The organism is Ktedonobacter racemifer DSM 44963 (assembly GCF_000178855.1).
Lineage (GTDB): Bacteria > Chloroflexota > Ktedonobacteria > Ktedonobacterales > Ktedonobacteraceae > Ktedonobacter > Ktedonobacter racemifer.
In genome coordinates this window covers 1860745-1877200 of record NZ_ADVG01000001.1, presented here as the reverse complement: position 1 = coordinate 1877200, position 16456 = coordinate 1860745, and the positions used below count along the sequence as shown (strand labels likewise).

Sequence of the window (16456 nt, the reverse complement as noted above, 5' to 3'; positions counted from 1 at the left end):
CGCCTACTGATACGAGGCCGCGAACTCCTCAGGGAAGTCAGCGTTCGTATGGACACCCTGGACATCGTCCAGGTCCTCGAGCTTATCAATCAGGCGCATTAACTGGTGAGCCTGTTTCTCGTCTGTGATCTCGGCCTTGGTCTTCGGCACCATCGAGGTCTCGGCCTTGACGATGGTGTAGCCCTTCTCCTCCAGCGCCTTCCGCATGCTCTCCAACTCAGAGGGGTCGGTATAGATGGTGAGTGTCTCACTATCGGCCGCGACCGGCTCTACATCATCGGCGCCCAGGTCGAGCGCTTCGAGCGAGAGTTCATCGGGGTCTTTGCCCGCCAGCTCAATCTCAATAATGCCTTTGAGCTCAAAGAGCCAGTCAACGCACCCATTTTCACCCATGTTGCCGGCGTTACGGTTAAAGGCGTTACGGACCTCGGCAACGGTGCGGTTGCGATTTTCGGTCATGGTCTGAACCAGGATGGCGGTGCCGCCAGGACCATACCCTTCGTAGGTGATCTCTTCCAGGCTGGGTCCCTCGGCGCCACCCAGCGCGCGCTTAATCGTGCGCTCAATATTATCGAGTGGCATATTGGCGTCGCGAGCACGCTGAACTGCCATGCGCAGGCGGAAGTTTGCTGCTGTATCACCGCTTCCACCCTCACGTACGGCAACAACGATTTCGCGTCCCAGGCGGGTGAAGAGTTGACCACGGCGTGCATCGTTGACGCCTTTTGAGCGGCGAATCTGCGCCCATTTAGAATGACCTGACATATCGTTGCTCCCTAATTTGATCTTATTATACGAGTGACATTGTTGTAAATATGCCTCAAGCATATGGTCACGCTCGTGTTTTAAGTGCTGCTCGATTATTGTAACACGAACAGCCGTAGAGCGTCGAGGGGGTGAGATGAGCTAGCGTATCTCCCTTGGGAGACAGCGCGTAGCTAGGCAGTACCTTCGATTTCTTGTAGCCACAATGAGAGCACCTGGTAGGTTGCCTCCGGTTGCTCACACATGACGTAGTGTCCTGCGGCGGGCAGAACCTGCAAAGATGCGTGCGCAAGTTGCTGCTGGAGATAACGACTATACTTAGGAGGCGTGAGCTGATCATCCTCGCCGCAGAGTAGGCAGGTTGGCAGCGTGATCTCGGGGATGTGTTCCATGACATCAAAGCTATTGCAGGCGACCAGGTCGCGGTAGAGCATCTGCATATCATTGGCGCCTTTCTGTTGTAAAAGGCGAGGGACCATACTGGCGCTACTGCTGGGTGCCAGGGCCAGCGCCGTTAGTCGCTCTGCGGCCCTGTCTGGCTGGTGTTGGGCCTCCTCTAACAAGGTAGGATGGACGCGTAGGCGCGCTCCACTGCCGATCAAGACCAGCCCTGAGAGCATCTGTGGATACTCTAACGCAAGCGTGAGCGCGATGGCCCCACCCAGGGAGTGCCCAATGATAATCGCCGAGGAGAGATGTCGCTCATTGCTCAGGATATGGGCGACCTCCCTGGCGTAGTCGGCAACGCTTGCCGTCGCGGTCAGTGTATCTGTCCGCTTGCCATGCCCGGGGAGATCGAGCGCGTAGGCGGGGTGTTGCCCCTGCTGCTGAAAATAGGGCAGTAGCGTATCCCATATCTGGGCGTTATCGCCTGAGCCATGGATGAAAACCAGGGGCCTGGGTACTGTCTGCATGTGGGTGAGTCCTCCTTGCCTTAATAGACGTCCTAATATCTCTATCATATCCTATGAGAGTGGGTTTATGGTGGCGTCAACCAGCACGCCACCATAAACCCGACACAACATTTCACTTGGTGCTTCGTACTAGCTTTGTAGAGCCATAAAGAGGATTGGGAGGAGTTGTGCCAGAGAAAAAGAGTGTGCAGCGAAGTCTGGGTATGCTTGGTGAAGACCTGGCCGTAGCCAGGTTACAGGAATGTGGCTATCGTATAGTGGCACGCAATTTTCGTTGTGTCTTTGGCGAGATTGATATTATCGCGGAAGAGGGGGAAGACCTCGTATTTGTAGAGGTTAAGGCGCGCCGGGGACGGAGCTATGGCTTGCCAGAAGAGGCTGTGCATAAGCGCAAACAGCACAAACTCATTCAGGTCGCGCAATACTACCTGGCTCATCACGGGCTTACTGAGCGTTCATGGCGCATAGACGTCGTCGCGATTGATCTGAATGAGCGGGGGGCGTCCAGAGAGATTCGGCTCTATCAGCACGCGGTAATAGAAGAGTAGGCGTGCAAAAATAGACAGATATCAAGAAAATACTATACAATGTAGCAGTTGTGCAGGCCAAAAGAACACCTGACACAGATTTTGGAGGCAGAGATGAGTGACTTTATTGAATCGGCAAAAAATTTCTTGAATACCGCTGTCAGTCGCACAGGTTGGGAAGCGCAGAAACAAATGCGTGTCCGTGGCAAGCAAGGCGAGATTGATAAACTGCTGGAGCAGCGCCAGCAGCTTTTGAACGACCTGACCGTTACAGCCATGAACTTGTATCAGCAGGGGGCTTTGACGGATTCCCAGCTCTCGCGTCTCTGCGCGAGCATTATCGAGCTTGATCATGATGTGAAGCGGCGCGAAGAGCAGTTAGATGAGGTAAAAAGAGAGCTCTACCCGGCCGATCAGTATGCCCCGGGTCAGACCACCAACTACACTCCCCCCTCTCCAAACCAGGGGAATCCAAACACCAATCCACAGCCTGGCACGCCTCCCCCAGCTTCAAGTGTTGCGCCAAACTATCAGCCAGTGACCGGCAATACTCCGACGGCGCAGGGGCAAACGATTTGTCCCAATTGTAAGAGCGTCGTGCGTCCCAATGCGCTCTATTGCCGCGCCTGTGGGGCCAAACTACGCTAAGTGTGGCGCTTACTTGTCCATCGATTGCTGCATTGCATCATTAACGCGTGAGCAGTTGCTGGCTGGTGAGGTCGCATAGTCGTCACGAAGGTATGCTATAATAAGTTCACCATTCTGCCCTATGCATGCGAGGAACGTATTTTCTGGCACGTAGCTGGCAATGGTCAAATGAAATTTTCCACGAGATAGAAGAGCAGCGCCTCTGTTCGTTGCTGGGGGCGTTGCGTTGTGGTGAAGGTTGTCTGGTTGTGACTGAACATTTGCCAAGAGAGACACTCGAACTTGTCAGCCGGAGCGCGCAGCAGACGCAGCAGATTGGTCGTACCCTGGGTACCTTATTGCGAGGTGGGGAGCTGCTCTTGTTTGAGGGGCAGCTAGGTGCCGGGAAAACGACCTTTACGCAGGGGCTGGCGAAGGGGCTGGGGATTACCACTACTATTAGTAGCCCCACATTTACGATTTTGAAAGAGTATCCGGGACAGCCACGTGCGCAGTCTGAGCGGATTGGTGGCTCGTGGTCTACGGCTTCCTCGCAGAGAGGACCGGCCCTCTATCACTTTGATCTGTACCGGCTGGAAGACCCCGATGAGATACTCGACCTGGGCTTTGAAGACTATTTTTCAGGCTCGGGCGTTTGTGTTATTGAATGGGCTGAGAATGCCGATATCTCCTGGTTACCAGAGCGCCTTGCAATCCACCTATCGGTTATCAATGAAACGGAGCGTCGCCTGCGGTTCATCGCAACTGGAACAGTCTATTGCGAGCTATTGCGACATTTACAGAAACAAATTTATGCTTCTACTGGCTTTTGATACTTCTACACGACAATCTAGCATCGCCCTTTGTACAGAAGAAGCGCTGCTTGGAGAATATACCTGGAACGCTGGCACTAATCACAGCGTGGAACTACTGGAAAATATGCAGCGCTTGCTTGCAGATTGTCAGTCCACGTTGGCACAGGTCGATGCGCTGATCGTCGCAGCCGGACCGGGTTCTTTTAATGGCGTACGCGTTGCTGTCTCGACAGCGAAGGCGCTGGCTTTTTCTCTGCAAAAGCCCCTGTTGGCCATTCCCACCCTTGATAGTGTCGCCGCGCAGCAATCTGCCTGGCAAGGGCCTCTCTGTGCCGTTCTAGAGGCTGGGCGCGGTGAATTGTATGCCGCGTGCTATCGCCCTCAGGAGGATCTTACGCCCGAGGGCGAGGTGCAGAGGCGCCTGGAGCGTGAGGGCGATTACCTCGTGTTGGAGCCTGCTGCTCTGGTAGCACACCTGCGCGAGAGCTTGCCAGGTGGGGCAGAGGCCACCGCAGAGACGCCACCATGGCTCTTCTGTGGCGAACTGAAACAGCCATCACGTGTCGCGCTTCAGGCGTTGCTGGGATCGCAGGGGCGTTTCGCCACAGCGCATGAGTCAGCGCGCCGGGCCTCTACACTGGCTATGCTGGGGCTACAGCGTTTACGCATGGGCCAGAGCGACGATCCATTCACGCTTGAACCATTGTATTTGCGGCGTCCATCTATCACGAAGAGCACACGCAAACAACCGTTGCTCGCAGGCGTGACGCCACCGGAGAGTGAAGCCACACAAGCTGGCTGACTTCTTATTCCGAAACCCAACGTCACTCTTGTGACTAGCGCTTCGCGCTCAGGGTTTCGGAGAAGTAGTAGCGAGAACAGAAAGGGAGAAGGGTGCGTTACGTCATTGACCGAATGACGATGGCAGACGTGCCGCGCGTCATTGAAATAGAGCGCCTGGCTTATCCATCGACCTGGCCACCAAGTGCCTATCGCAAAGAGCTTCAGGACAATCGTTGGGCGCATTATATTGTGTTGCGTGACAAACAATTACTAGATGGAGAGCCTACAACAACGGTTGTAGCCGCGGATCAGGAGAAACCACGCCGGAATCGCCTCTTCCCGCTCTCATTGTTGCCCAATCGCCCGGCGATATCTATGCCAGTGCCAGAGTTGGCGTCCATCCTGGGCTTCGCGGGTCTCTGGCTCATGGTTGATGAAGCACATGTGACAACCATCGCTATGCATCCCGATTTTCGCCGCCGGGGCCTGGGCGAACTGCTGCTGGCGAGCCTGATCGATATCGCCTACGAGATTGGTGCGAAGTGGGTGACCCTTGAGGTTCGTGTCTCAAATTATTCCGCGCAGAACCTCTATCGTAAATATGGCTTCCGAGAAGCAGGCGTACGCCATCGCTATTACAGTGATAATCAAGAAGATGCACTTATCATGTGGACAGATGAGATTCATTCAGACGCCTATCGTCAGCAGTTCCTGGCCTTAAAAGCAGATTTGTATCATAAGCTAGAGATGCAATAGTATTCGTGGAGGTGTTGTGGTATCTCCTGGCAGCTGAAGGTTGCCAGGAGATACCACACAAACACCTCCACTGACGAACACCGCAGGTGCGAGACGTCACGCCAACACATTGCACATCGGGTTATTTCATTTATTAGGACTGTATCTATGCTTGTACTGGGTATCGAAAGCTCCTGTGATGAGACAGGGGCTGCAATTGTTCAAGATGGGCGCTATCTGCTCTCAAATATCGTGGCCTCACAGATTGAGGTGCATAATCGCTATGGGGGAGTCGTGCCGGAAGTTGCCTCGCGTCAGCAACTCACGGCCATTATCCCCGTACTGGAGGCTGCGTTAGAGCAGGCACACTGTGGCTGGGATGATGTGGACGCGATTGCGGCTACCTATGGGCCGGGACTGGCAGGCTCGCTGCTGGTAGGCCTGACCGTAGGGAAATCACTGGCCCTGGCACGTACTAAACCCTTTGTGGGGGTGAACCACCTGGAGGCGCATATTTACGCGAACTGGTTGCGCCAGGGTGAGCAACCGCAGGCAGGAGTTGGGGCCATCAACGAGGGCGATCCAGAGTTTCCCTTGATCTGCCTGGTGGTTTCTGGCGCTCACAGCGAACTCGTGCTGGTACGCGAACATGGACACTATGAATTGCTGGGTCAGACGCGTGACGATGCGGCGGGCGAGGCCTTTGACAAGGTCGCGCGTATTCTAGGCCTGGGGTATCCAGGAGGGCCAGCTATCCAGCAGGCGGCACAGCGGGTCGAAGAGGAACTGCGCCAACAGAAGAAATCACTGAAGCAGGCTCGTAAAGCCTATCTCTTGCCACGGGCCTGGCTACGTGGTACCTATGACTTCAGCTTTAGCGGTTTGAAGACCGCCATGCTGCACCTGGCCGAGGGGGCAACTGGGGTCGCGCCTGAGCTACGCAGCACTGGCCAGGCCAAGCAGGGAAGCCGCTATGCTCGTATGGGCGAGCAGGCCGCGCAGGCGGGAGCGCCCGATGTGGCTCTGCTGGCCTCAAGCTTTCAAGAAGCCATTGTGGATGTACTGGCTGTCAAGACGCGCCAGGCCGCTCAAGAGTACAATGTTAAGCAAGTGGTGCTGGCAGGTGGAGTGGCCGCCAACGCGAGCCTTCGTGAGCGCCTACAGCGCGAATTGACGCCGCTCCATGTGCGACTGAGCTACCCGCCGATTGAGTTTTGTACAGACAATGCTGCGATGATTGCAAGCGCGGCCTTTTTCCACCTGAGCCGGGGAGAGCGGCATGGGCTTGATCTTGATGTGCAGCCAGGTCTTAGTTTGCCATTTGTTCAAAGGTGACGTGGAAAATGCCAAAACAAAAAACCTATGCTCTCGGTATTGACCTGGGAGGAACCAAAACACTTGCCGCTGTCGTGGATGTACAGACGGGCGAGGTCCTGGCCTCCGCGCGTAAGCGTACACGTGCTGAGCGTGGCGCCGATTTTGTCAGCCAGCGGACCATTGAGCTGGCCACGGCTGCCATTCAGAGCGCAAACCTGGACGCGAGTGATAACCTGGTGGCGATTGGGGTGGGGGCCGCGGGCATGATTGACCGCCAGAATGGAGTGATCATCGATGCCCCTAACCTGGGCGTACGCAATATGCAGCTGGGACAAATTCTACAGAAACAATTCAACGTACCAGTCGCGGTAGGCAACGATGTCGAGGTGGCGGCGCGTGGTGAGTTCCTCTATGGCTCCGGTCGTGGTTACAGCAACTTTATCTGCGTCTTTGTTGGGACAGGCATTGGCTCGGGTATCGTGCAGGAGGGGCATCTCTATACGGGGAGCACCGGGACCGCTGGCGAGATTGGGCACATGGTGATTCAGGCTGGTGGACGTATCTGTGGTTGCGGTGCTCGTGGCTGTCTGGAGGCCTATGCCTCGCGTACAGCGATCACCCGCGCCATTATGGCTGAAATCCATCATGGTCGCCAATCAGTTCTGGCGAGCGATGCACAGCGCCAGCTGAAACAGGGCGAGACGATTATCCGCTCGGGTATCCTTGCCGACGCCATTCGCCAGAAGGATGAACTGACAATTGAGGTGGTGGAGGAAGCGGCGAACTACCTCGGTATTGCTCTGGGCAGTATTATGAACGTCTACAATCCCGAGAGCATTATTCTGGGTGGCGGCGTGATTGAAGCCATCGACCTGCTCTTCGATACGGCTGAGCATCGGGCGCGTACCGCGGCTCTGGCAACACCGGCGCGTCGTACACCTATCCATAAGGCCAAGCTCGGCGACTTCTCCGGCGTGGTGGGAGCGGCCTGCATGGGAGCCATGGCCGCGGGCATTCAATTAGATGGCGAGGCCCAGGATAACGACAAGCAGAAAAAGTAGGCAGGCTGCTATGTAATGAACGTGGCGTCATCGCTCAAGGGCGGTGGCGCCGCCTATGGCCTCTAGGCCAGAAAGACTCTGGTGGCTGTTGTCATGGACGAAGAGACACCCCACATCGAAGTGCGCGCTGTGCAGGTCAATGACGCCCCGGACCTCTATAAATTAGAGCATGATTTCGAAACGGATCGTGTGTACACGTTGCATGTGCGCGATCACCTTCTCCCGCAGGCCGCGCCTGAAGAGCTGAGTCGCCTGGCGTTTGCCTTTGACTTGCTGGAGACCCAGGTCGATCCTCCTATTTACAAAGATTTCTTCGCGGGACGGACGCTGGAAGATGTCGCGCAACAACTACAAGCGATTGAAGGCGGTTATGTTGCCGTAGCGGAGGGGCATATTGCTGGCGCGATCCTGCTCAGTATCGATCCCCAGTATGCCGTGATGCGTATTCAAGATGTAATCGTCGGGCGACAGTACCGGCGCTACGGCGTCGGTTCGCTGTTACTGCGTTGCGCGGCGGATTGGGCACGAAAACGCGACTGCTGGGCAATGGTGCTGGAGACACAAAACATTGACTATCCCGCCATCCAGTTCTACCTGCACAATGGCCTGGAAATCTGGGGCATTCAGCAGCATTCCTATCCCCCTGGCTCCTCCGAGCACGAGATCGCGATCCTGATGGGCAAGCGTCTCGCCTCAAATGCTACATAGCCAGAAAGAGACAGAGAGAAGGGCGGTCACCGCCCTTCTCTCTGTCTCTTTCTGGCTAACTGACCGCGACCTCGGCCTGGTCGCTCTCTAGCTTGGGGAAGAGCGGCGCGGGCTTGGGTAGCGTCGCGTTGGCCGCCACGCCCTCCTGGCGCCATGCCTGCTTGCTTACATCGCCCGTAAAGCCCAGGTACTCATGCAGCTTCTGCGAGGAGAAGGGCAGGTAGGGGCAGAAGAGGATGCGCAGCGCGCTCAGCACCTGGAGCATCACATAGATGGTGGTGCCAGCGGCTTCACGGTCCACTTTAATCTGCTTCCAGGGGGCCTGTTCGTCCAGGTAGCGGTTCGCGGCGCGGGCGACCACCATGGCGGCCTGGAGACCATCTTTGAGGTGGCACTGCTCGATGCTATGCGCCACCTGCTTATAGCCGCGCTCAACTTCGGCCAGGATGGCGCGGTCAGCCTCATTGAGTTCGCGTGGCTCAGGCACGACGCCGCCGAATTTGCTCTGCAAGAAGGTGAGCGTACGATGGACAGCGTTGCCATAGGTGGCGACCAGCTCGTCGTTGTTACGGCGCAGCATTTCATCGAAGGTGAAGTCGGTATCGCGTCCCTCGGGCGCGGTCGCCGAGAGGTAGTAGCGCAAGGTATCCGCGCTGTAACGCTCAAGCACGTCACGCGTCCAGATGACGTTGCCGCGACTGCTGGAGGCCTTGGCTCCACTCATGGTCATAAACTCATTAGCTGGCACATCGTAGGGAAGGTTACGATTGCCATAGCCGAGCAGCATGGCGGGCCAGATAATGGTGTGGAAGGGAATATTATCCTTGCCAATGAAGTAGTAGGCCTTGACGGCTGGATCGGTCTGGCCTGGTACCCACCAGGTCTTCCAGGCCTCGGGCTTGCCCTGTTTCTCGGCCCATTCCACACTGGCGGAGAAGTAACCGATGACGGCATCGAACCAGACATAGATGCGTTTATCTTCGTAGCCCTCAATGGGAATGGGGACGCCCCAATCCAGGTCGCGTGTGATGGCGCGTGCGCGCAGGCCCTCTTTGATCCAGTTGAGCGCGAAGGCCAGGGTATTGGGTCGCCAGTGCTCCTTGCCCTGGTTGAGCCATTCTGCAAGTGGCTCCTGGAGTTTGGGGAGATCCAGGAAGAAGTGCTCGGTCTGGCGCATTTCGAGCGTGCTGGTCTTACTTCCGCAGAGGCGACAGCGTGGGCGAATCAGGTCCACTGGATCAAGCGTCTTGCCACAGTTGTCGCATTGGTCGCCACGCGCGGAATCGTAGCCACAGTGGGGGCAGGTCCCTTCAATATAGCGGTCGGGGAGGAAACGCCGGTCTGTGGGGCAGTATGGCGATTGCATGGTGTCTTTGAAGATGTAGCCTTTGTCATACAGGGTCAGGAAAAAATCTTGCGTAATCCGGTAGTGATTCTCTGTGCCGGTCTCGGTATAGAGATCCCAGGATATGCCCAGGCGTTCCCAGACCTCGCAAATTTGCTGATGATAGCGTGCGACAAACTCCCGGGGCGAAATGCCCTGGCGCTCGGCATCAACGAGAATGGGGGTGCCATGCTCATCGCTGCCCGATACCATCAGTACCTGGTTGCCTGCCATGCGGTGATAGCGTGCGAACGTGTCCGCAGGAAGATAGGCGCCAACAACCTGGCCTACATGGGTTGATGTCTTGGCATAGGGCCAGGCGACGCAAACGAGAATATGTTCATTCATGAGTTCCTTTAAAATCTCCCTTACATGATTCCGGTGGCGTGGTTACCCCCATGTTTCAACTGGGGGAGGAAGCGCCACCCTCCTTTTCAAGATGCTCTCAAGTAGGTTTTCGCATGATCATCCACCCCTGCGTCGGGCGCGCCACGCGTTCCAATTTGCTGGGTACGACCTGGATCAGTTTCTTGCCACTGCTCACCTCTTTGATGAGAAATGCTCCCTTCTCGCGTCGTCCCCTAATGTAGCCCACCATGCCTTTGGCCTTGACCACTTCAGAGAGCTTGAAGCCTCGCACCTTGCGTGGTGCCCAACACTTGTGCTCACTGTGGTGCCCATTGAAGCGCTGGTATTGCCCCCGTGGTAGGCAGCGGATCTGATAGACCTCCTCCCGTGGCGTGACCCGCTCCCCTATCTCACAGGCAATGGCGACAGCATCATTGGTGTGGGATTTAGGCAGACCAAGCACCTGGATGCGCTTGTATTTGGTTTCGTACCCATAGGTCACGCTCACCTGAGTGGCCCCAAAGAAACTTCGAAGTTGCTGGAGCACGCTGGTTTTTATCGCGGAGACATGGGCCGCATCTTTCAATGGGACCCGAGCCTGGGCCTGGATCTGGGGGAAACCAAACTCAGCTGCGGTTTTCTGCCCCTTGCGCTCGTTGCACGGGCGACAGGCCAGCGTCAGATTGCTGACACGATTACTGCCCCATCGGGATTTGGGAACGATATGCTCTAGTTCCAGAGGAACGCCTCGTACACCGCAGTATGCACAGGTGCGCTGCCACTTCTCCAGAACATACTCGCGCAGCAAATAGCCCTGTAACTCGCCCTGCTGATATTGCAGGTTGGTGATCTCGGGGTTTTGGAGTTTCTGCGTGTCGAAACTGCCCACCTCGACGTTTACTTTGCCCACTGGCAGCAAGGATGCGACCAGGCGCACCGCCTTGACGGTGGCCTCGGCTTTGGAGCGCAAGGACGGGGCAAGCCACCCCGCCTGGCGACGACGATTGGCAAAACGGGCAGCGCGGTAGCGCGTCTTGCGAGCGCGACGATTCCGTCGGTATATGCGGCGTTGGGTCATCTTCTCGCTGATATCGGTACGCAGATGTACCTCAGCCTGATAGACCACCTCGCCATTCGTGGTGGCTGCCACCCCCACGGTTTTCGAGCCGGTATCAACGCCCACACTCACGGGCTGGGTATGGATGGAGGTCTCAAAACACAATTGGATAGTAAATGGCTCTCGCCGTACCACCCTGGCCAGTCCCCGTCTGAGCCAGTACCAGACTTTGTTGTGTCGTGTGGTTGGCATCAAAGGTTGGCCTGAGATACTCAAGACATAGATGATGGATGATTCCATAAGACTTCCTTTCGGAGTTTTCTCTTCCCCTCGACCATGATGCCTCTCGGTACTTTCGGCTTCTCACGGGGACTGACCTCATCCCTGGTTAAAGAAGCCGTTGTAGGGTGGTAGGCTGGGGCAGCACCCGCCAGTACGATCTTGAACACTTGGAAGCATCGGGGTTCTCTCAGCGGGAGCGGTGACGCAGAGAAGCTCGGCACCGCTCTCTCAAGAACCGGGTCTGGTCAATCGGCTTGCAAAAGCTAGGCTCTCACAAGCCTCCGGTCTCTGACCGGAGGTCATTGACAGTGGTAAAAGTCGTGTGTGATGTTATGGTGACCCCACGTGCAAGTTATTTCGGGTAGTAGCCGCGTACGCAAGTAGCGGGCCCGCTACTTGCGTACGCGGCTACCCAGGCGAGCGCCGTAGGCGCGAGAAGTTACGCAAAAAAGTTGCACATCAGGTGAGTAGTTGAAGGTCACATGCCGATGAAACGCGCGTAGAGAGAGCGTGCGACCTGTTCATCATCTGTCCCTTTGATAATGGACCGCGCATCCGGAAAGATGGTGAGTTCATAGCCATCAATGACGCAGCGCAGCAGGAAATCGTTGTACTGCACCTCTCCTACTGAAGCGAGACGCTCCGCGAGCGCGGCAAAATCCAATCTTCCTCCACTCTTCCCAAAAGTACTGCGTACCTGTACCGCGTTTCGCCCGCACAGGGTCGTGGTGACGGACCCGACTTCCGCGTCAAGAAATTCATAGTGGTGTTCTCCACAGGCGGGGCAGTCGGGTTGCCGTGGGAGCGCGATGCGCTCAGCCGTGTTTTCCCACAGGTCCATCCAGACCAGGTCACGGCTGATTTTCTCACTCTGCAAAAGTATTTTGAGCGCCTCGGTTGAGGCGATTCCTGAGATTGCACCAACAATACCATTGAGCACGCCTGCCGTATCGCAGGTAGGCGTGGTACCGGGCAGGGGCATCTCGGGAAAGACACAGCGCAGACAGGGGGTCTCACCCGGGAGAATATTCATGGTGACGCCATACGATGCAATGACCCCGCTATAGATCCAGGGACGCTGGTGCTTGATACAGGCATCGTTGAGCAGATACCGTGTCTCAAAGTTATCGGTGGCATCGATGACCAGGTCGCTCTGGCGTACCAGTTCCTCGATGCTCTCGGCCTGGATATCCTCGACTCGAGCCTCAATAGTAATCTCGCTATTCACTTTGTGCAGTTTCTCAACGGCGGCGATGGCCTTGGGCAGGTGCCTGGCGACATCCTCTTCGTCGAAGAGAATCTGGCGTTGCAGGTTATTGAGCTCGATGTAGTCCCGGTCGGCAATAGTCAGGTGCCCAATGCCACTACGACACAGATTCGTTGCCAGAACGGTGCCCAGAGCACCACAGCCAATGATGGCGATTGTGGAGGCATGCAGTCGTTCCTGCCCCTCCTTGCCAATGGGTCCGAAGAGTGTCTGGCGTGAATAGCGTTCGAGCATTACAATGTTTCCCTTCGCTGTGCCTGCTGAAATTTCTTGTTTGCGAAAATGGTACGCATGTCCAGTGTATTCTAACATACATAGGCACATCTGGCATACTGGCTCTCCCCGGAGCTTTAAGGACTCATCCCAGCAGCCTGCATCAAAGGCATACTGTTTCAAGTTGCTCCTACTGGATATATGATGTACCATACTGATATAGCAGTGTCGTTGCCCATTCGTAAGGATGCATATAGTCGCCGGTGAGGCGTGCGCAAATCGGAAGAATGCAGGTTGGCAGTAGAAGAGAACTGTGTTACAATGCAAAAGAGTGATAACTCTGCGGAACCTGTAACCAGTACGATTGTGCTTTGTGATGGGGAACCTTTTTATGAATAGCGGGAATGCTATGAAAAAAGTATTGGTTATCGATGACAATCCGACCATCGTAGAACTCATCAAATATGCGGTGAACTTGCAGGGTGTCTATCAGGTTGCGGTTGCCTATGATGGTGTGCAAGGGCTGGAGCAGGTCTATGCCGAGCATCCAGATTGCGTGATTATAGATGTGAAGATGCCCCGTATGGGTGGCTATCAACTCGTGCGTTGTCTGCGTGGTGATGCTCGTACGGCTGATATTCCGCTGATTATTTTAAGCGCGATGACGCGTGAAGAAGATCAGATGACGGGTTTACTTTCAGGAGCCGATGAATACCTGACCAAACCGTTTAAGCCAACCGCCTTAAATGAGGCCATTGAGCGGGTCCTGCGCCTGACACCTCAGGAGCGCCAGAATCGTACTGATCACCTGGTGCGCACGCAGACGGATTGCGAATAGATTGTTCCTGTGCTGCTCGCGCACATATCGAAAGGCGGCAATAAATAGCCCTTCTCTCTTACTCTCATCTTGAGTAACAAATTTGTAGCTCGGCCTCCGGCGGCCATACCCTGGCCACGGCGTAATACAAAGCATGTAGGTTACAGGTATTGCGTAGGTTAAGTATTTTGCTCGTCGACAGTGAAGTGCTTGCATACGAGAAGCTACAACGCGTGGTTGGCGACCAGTTCACTGTTCAATCTGTAGCCTCTCTACGAGAGGCCAGGCAGGCGCTTGAAGCAGCCCCTCCCGATATCCTGGTGCTAGAAGTTCACCTGAGATCGGAAGATGGGCTAGAACTCTGTCGCTATGTGCGCGCCAGGTCCTCCCTCTCGTATCTTCCCATCTTGCTTCTCTCTTCTTTTTCAACGCTCCAGGACAAGGTCGCTGGCTTTGACGCGGGCGCGGATGACTATGTCGTCAAGCCATTTGATGGGCTACACCTGCTGGCCCGTATCCGTCTCCTCTTACGTATCAAGCGCCTCGAGCGCCGTACCCACGTTTAAGCCTTGCGGGGCGTTCTTTTTTTGTTCTTGTTGATTATCTCCCCTGTCATAAGCTATTCTCAGCGCCTGCGACGCTTCGCGGGGAGTTATATGTGCTTGGTGATATAGAGGTTTGAGTGAAACACAACAGGAGAGGGGCTCTCAATTTGAGAACCCCTCCCCTGTTGTGTTTCTGTCTCTGTGTGCTCGAGTTGAAAGGGAACGAGCAGGCAGTAGCTAGCCGGGGAAGTGGCAGGCCGCAAAGTGATTGGGCTGCTTCTCCTCCAACTGGGGGATCTGCTCGCGACAGATGGCCTGGGCTTTCCAGCAGCGGGGGTGGAAGTTACAGCCGCTGGGTGGATTGACCGGGCTGGGTACGTCACCCTCAAGGATGATACGCTTGCGGCGTGACTCAATGGTCGGATCAGGCACAGGGACCGCTGAGAGAAGCGCCTGGGTATAGGGGTGAAGTGGCGTTTCATAGAGCGCCTCGCTCTTAGCCAGCTCTACTACGCGCCCCAGGTACATCACGGCCACGCGGTCGCTGATATGCTTCACGACCGAGAGGTTGTGGGCGACGAAGAGGTAGGTCAGACCAAACTGTCCCTGCAGCTCCTGCAACAGGTTCAATACCTGCGCCTGAATCGAGACGTCAAGTGCCGAGACCGGCTCGTCGGCCACGATAAAGGATGGACGCAGTGCCAGGGCGCGAGCGATACCGATACGCTGACGCTGACCACCGCTAAACTCGTGCGCGAAGCGGTTGACGTAAGAGGGGTTGATACCTACTGTCTTGAGCAGACTGGCGACCTCTTCCTGGACCTGCTTGGCGTTGCCGCGATTGAAGTTCTCCAGAGGCTCAGACACGATCTGGCCAATGGTGAAGCGCGGGTCCAGCGAGGCATAGGGATCCTGGAAGACCATCTGCATCTGCGCACGCCTGCGTCGAACCTCAGCCGCTGGGAGCGTTGTGAGTTCGGCACCATCGACTTTGACGCTACCAGCGGTCGGTTTGATGAGCTGAAGGATCGCGCGACCCGTCGTACTCTTCCCGCAGCCGCTCTCTCCTACCAGGCCGAGCGTCTCACCACGGCGGATGTGCAGGTCGACACCATCTACGGCTTTGACCGAACCAACCTGGCGACCAAGGAGACCGCCCTTGATGGGGAAGTGAACCTTCAAGCCTTTTACATCGACGAGAGTGGTTCCAGTCTGCTTTGGAGTTTCTACTTGCTGTTGTACCATCGTCTTTTCTTCCCCTTAGTTTGGATAGAAACAGGCTGCTGCTTGTTCGCCGCGTCCGACTGGCTGCAATACCGGAAGTTCCTTCAAACAGCGGCTCTGCGCCCGAGGGCAGCGTGGAGCATATGGACACCCGACGGGCGGGTTCGAGAGGTCGGGTGGCTGACCGGCGATAGGTGTGAGTCGGGAGCCACGCCCCTCGTCGAGGCGGGGAATCGATCTGAGTAGGCCGATGGTATAGGGATGGGCAGGGCTTTCAAAGATCTGCTTGACCGGGGCTGACTCTACGACATGGCCCGCGTACATTACGTTCACATACTGGCAGGTGCCTGCGACCACACCCAGGTCATGGGTAATAAGCATGACGGCCGTGCCAAACTCCTGCGAGAGACCCTTCATCAGTTCCAGGACCTGGGCCTGAATGGTCACGTCAAGAGCGGTTGTCGGCTCGTCTGCGATGAGCAACTGGGGATTACAGGCGAGGGCGATAGCGATCATGACGCGTTGGCGCATGCCACCACTAAACTCGTGGGGATAGTTCTTCGCGCGGCGCTTCGCGTCAGGAATACGCACCAGGTCAAGCATCTCAACCGAACGCTTCCAGGCCTGGTCATTGGTGACATCTTTTCTATGGCGTTTGACCGTCTCAGCGATCTGGTAACCCACGGTGAAAACCGGGTTGAGAGAGGTCATGGGGTCCTGGAAGATCATGGAGATTTTGCTGCCGCGCAGGTCGGTCAACTCGCCCATGTCTTTGTCCAGAATATTTTCGCCATTAAAGTTGATCTCGCCACCCACGATCTTGCCAGGAGGGTTGGCGATCAGGCGCATGATAGAGAGCGCGGTGACACTCTTACCGCAGCCACTCTCGCCCACGACGCCGAGTGTCTGGCCTGGTTTGATAGAGAAGGACACATCGTCTACGGCCTTCACCACTCCACTGCGCGTAAAAAAGTAGGTTTTGAGGTTTTTTACATCCAACAAATTGGCTGTCATCGTTATGTTACTCCGCTAAGATCTTATTCCGAAACCCAACGTCGCTCTCGCGA

General features: G+C 55.9%; 17 protein-coding genes. 10 read left to right on the top strand and 7 right to left on the bottom strand.

The genetic code is table 11. From position 1 onward, the window contains the following. Positions 1–3: 3 nt before the first annotated feature. Both KRAC_RS08230 and KRAC_RS08225 read right to left on the bottom strand, forming a co-directional pair. Positions 4–765 carry a YebC/PmpR family DNA-binding transcriptional regulator gene (locus KRAC_RS08230; RefSeq protein WP_007906012.1) on the bottom strand — a complete coding sequence of 254 codons (762 nt, stop codon included), beginning with the start codon at positions 763–765 and terminating at the stop codon, positions 4–6. Positions 766–938: 173 nt separating this feature from the next. Continuing rightward, positions 939–1679 (bottom strand): alpha/beta fold hydrolase, encoded by a 741-nt coding sequence (locus tag KRAC_RS08225; RefSeq protein WP_007906009.1) that lies wholly within the window; start codon positions 1677–1679, stop codon positions 939–941. A gap of 167 nt (positions 1680–1846) precedes the next feature. On the opposite strand from KRAC_RS08225, the gene KRAC_RS08220 reads away from it, so the two are divergent. The 8 genes from KRAC_RS08220 to KRAC_RS08185 all read left to right on the top strand — a co-directional run bounded on the left by KRAC_RS08220 (position 1847) and on the right by KRAC_RS08185 (position 8252). After that, entirely contained in the window at positions 1847–2227 is a 381-nt protein-coding gene (locus KRAC_RS08220) for a YraN family protein (protein WP_007906008.1), read from the top strand. A 93-nt stretch (positions 2228–2320) separates the two neighbouring features. Beyond that, a complete protein-coding gene (locus KRAC_RS08215) occupies positions 2321–2854 on the top strand; it encodes a zinc ribbon domain-containing protein (RefSeq protein ID WP_007906006.1) in 534 nt (177 codons plus the stop codon). A 248-nt stretch (positions 2855–3102) separates the two neighbouring features. Next, entirely contained in the window at positions 3103–3666 is a 564-nt protein-coding gene (gene tsaE, locus KRAC_RS08210; RefSeq protein ID WP_211221257.1) for a tRNA (adenosine(37)-N6)-threonylcarbamoyltransferase complex ATPase subunit type 1 TsaE, read from the top strand. Beyond that, complete coding sequence (tsaB, locus tag KRAC_RS08205; RefSeq protein ID WP_007906003.1) at positions 3647–4450, top strand: tRNA (adenosine(37)-N6)-threonylcarbamoyltransferase complex dimerization subunit type 1 TsaB; 804 nt, start codon at positions 3647–3649, stop codon at positions 4448–4450. Before tsaE ends, tsaB begins: the two co-directional genes overlap by 20 nt. A 92-nt stretch (positions 4451–4542) precedes the next feature. Beyond that, positions 4543–5187, top strand: coding sequence for a ribosomal protein S18-alanine N-acetyltransferase (rimI, locus tag KRAC_RS08200; RefSeq protein ID WP_007906001.1), 645 nt, complete (start codon positions 4543–4545; stop codon positions 5185–5187). A gap of 147 nt (positions 5188–5334) precedes the next feature. After that, complete coding sequence (tsaD, locus tag KRAC_RS08195; protein ID WP_007905999.1) at positions 5335–6501, top strand: tRNA (adenosine(37)-N6)-threonylcarbamoyltransferase complex transferase subunit TsaD; 1167 nt, start codon at positions 5335–5337, stop codon at positions 6499–6501. Between the two features lie 8 nt (positions 6502–6509). Further along, on the top strand, positions 6510–7544 hold the full coding sequence (locus KRAC_RS08190) for an ROK family protein (protein WP_007905998.1): 1035 nt from the start codon (positions 6510–6512) through the stop codon (positions 7542–7544). A gap of 93 nt (positions 7545–7637) precedes the next feature. After that, complete coding sequence (locus tag KRAC_RS08185) at positions 7638–8252, top strand: GNAT family N-acetyltransferase (RefSeq protein WP_007905996.1); 615 nt, start codon at positions 7638–7640, stop codon at positions 8250–8252. Positions 8253–8307: 55 nt separating this feature from the next. Here the strand turns inward: KRAC_RS08185 and metG are convergent, their stop codons facing one another. From metG to KRAC_RS08170, 3 genes are all read right to left on the bottom strand, one after another. Continuing rightward, positions 8308–9984, bottom strand: a complete 1677-nt coding sequence (gene metG, locus KRAC_RS08180; protein WP_007905991.1) for a methionine--tRNA ligase — start codon at positions 9982–9984, stop codon at positions 8308–8310. Between the two features lie 97 nt (positions 9985–10081). Then, positions 10082–11341, bottom strand: a complete 1260-nt coding sequence (gene iscB / locus KRAC_RS08175; RefSeq protein ID WP_007905989.1) for an RNA-guided endonuclease IscB — start codon at positions 11339–11341, stop codon at positions 10082–10084. Positions 11342–11801: 460 nt separating this feature from the next. Next, entirely contained in the window at positions 11802–12824 is a 1023-nt protein-coding gene (locus KRAC_RS08170; protein WP_040442137.1) for a ThiF family adenylyltransferase, read from the bottom strand. 388 nt (positions 12825–13212) lie between these two features. On the opposite strand from KRAC_RS08170, the gene KRAC_RS08165 reads away from it, so the two are divergent. Continuing rightward, positions 13213–13641: a response regulator transcription factor gene (locus KRAC_RS08165; RefSeq protein WP_157506351.1), complete on the top strand. Its 429-nt coding sequence runs from the start codon at positions 13213–13215 to the stop codon at positions 13639–13641. A gap of 167 nt (positions 13642–13808) precedes the next feature. Continuing rightward, on the top strand, positions 13809–14186 hold the full coding sequence (locus KRAC_RS08160) for a response regulator transcription factor (RefSeq protein ID WP_157506350.1): 378 nt from the start codon (positions 13809–13811) through the stop codon (positions 14184–14186). A 216-nt stretch (positions 14187–14402) separates the two neighbouring features. On the opposite strand, the gene KRAC_RS08155 is transcribed toward KRAC_RS08160, so the two are convergent. After that, entirely contained in the window at positions 14403–15410 is a 1008-nt protein-coding gene (locus KRAC_RS08155; RefSeq protein WP_007905982.1) for an ABC transporter ATP-binding protein, read from the bottom strand. A 15-nt stretch (positions 15411–15425) separates the two neighbouring features. Then, positions 15426–16403: an ABC transporter ATP-binding protein gene (locus KRAC_RS08150; protein ID WP_007905980.1), complete on the bottom strand. Its 978-nt coding sequence runs from the start codon at positions 16401–16403 to the stop codon at positions 15426–15428. Between the last annotated feature and the right edge of the window lie 53 nt (positions 16404–16456).